Here is a 1,505-nt window from a genome sequence, read left to right on the forward strand (position 1 = left end):
CACGCGGCCGGCCCGTTCAGGCGGCGGGCCTGCTCACCAATGGTCTCCGACCGTGACTGTCCGTGCTCCGACTGTCCCTGCCGTGGCTCCTGGCGCTGTCCCTGCCCCGGCCCGGCGTCCTGGGACGGTCGCGGCTGCGGTCCCTCCCGTTGCTGCTGTTGCTGTTGCTGCTGGTCGCAGGAGGGGAACGGGCCGACGTCGGGGCCGTCGGCGACCTGCGGGACGTTGCCCGGCGGCCGGCTGCGCGGCGAGATGCTCTCCCGGCTGGACTCCGGCGAGGCCAGCACCCAGGTGTCCTTGGAGCCGCCGCCCTGGCTGGAGTTGACCACGAGGCTGCCGCGGGGCAGCGCGACCCTGGTCAGCCCGCCCGGCAGCACCCACACCTTGGAGCCGTCGTTGACCGCGAACGGACGCAGGTCCACATGGCGTGGTCCGAGCCGGTCACCGGCGAGCGTGGGCGAGGTCGACAGCCGCACGACCCGCTGGGCGATCCAGCCGCGCGGGTCGGCTTCGATCTTCAGTCGCAACGCGTCGAGCTCCGCCGCGGACGCCTGTTCGCCGATGACGATGCCCTTGCCGCCGGAGCCGTCCACCGGCTTGAGCACGAGCTGGTCGAGGTGGCCGAGCACGTGGTCGCGCTGGTCGGGATCTTCCAGGCGGTAGGTGTCGACGTTGGCCAGGATCGGTTCCTCACCGAGGTAGTACCGGATGAGGTCGGGGACGTAGGTGTACATCAGCTTGTCGTCGGCGACCCCGTTACCCACCGCGTTGGCGATGGTGACCCGGCCGGCTCGGGCGGCGTTGAGCAGCCCGGCGCAGCCGACCACCGATTCGGGGCGGAAGTGCAGTGGGTCCAGCCACTCGTCGTCGATCCGGCGGTAGACGACGTGGACGGGCCGGTCGCCTTCTGTCGTGCGCATGGTGACGTTGTTGTTGCGTACCGTCAGATCTCGTCCTTCGACGAGCTCGACGCCCATCTGCCGGGCGAGCAGAGCGTGCTCGAAATACGCCGAGTTGTACACCCCCGGTGTCAGCACGACCACGGTTGGATCGGCGACATCGGGCGGTGCGGCCGCCCGTAGCGCGTGCAGCAGATGGGCGGCGTAGTCCGAGACCGGGCGGACCCGGTGGGTGGCGAACAGCTCGGGGAAGACCCGGGTCATCGCCCGCCGGTTCTCGACTACGTAGCTGACCCCGGACGGCACCCGCACATTGTCCTCGAGGACCCGGAAACCACCCTCCTCGTCGCGTATCAGGTCGATGCCGCTGACATGTACGCGGACCCCGTTCGGTGGGTCGATGCCATGCGCCGCGCGGTGGAAGTGCGCGCTGGAGAGCACCAGCTGGCGGGGGACGACACCGTCATGCAGGACCTCCGCACGCCCGTAGACGTCGGTGAGGAACGCCTCCAACGTCCGGACGCGCTGGGTGACTCCGCGCTCGATGACGTCCCATTCGGAGTTGTCCAGCAGGCGTGGGACGAGGTCCAGCGGAAAGGGCCGTTC

General features: G+C 70.0%; 1 protein-coding gene. It reads right to left on the bottom strand.

Annotation, left to right across the window (positions count from 1 at the left end):
• A partial coding sequence (locus tag DD1DGNOD_RS09470; protein WP_241255603.1) for a circularly permuted type 2 ATP-grasp protein occupies window positions 1-1,505 on the bottom strand: 1,505 nt, incomplete at both ends.

The sequence above is a fragment of the Candidatus Protofrankia californiensis genome (assembly GCF_900634765.1).
GTDB classification, from domain to species: Bacteria; Actinomycetota; Actinomycetes; order Frankiales; family Frankiaceae; genus Protofrankia; species Protofrankia californiensis.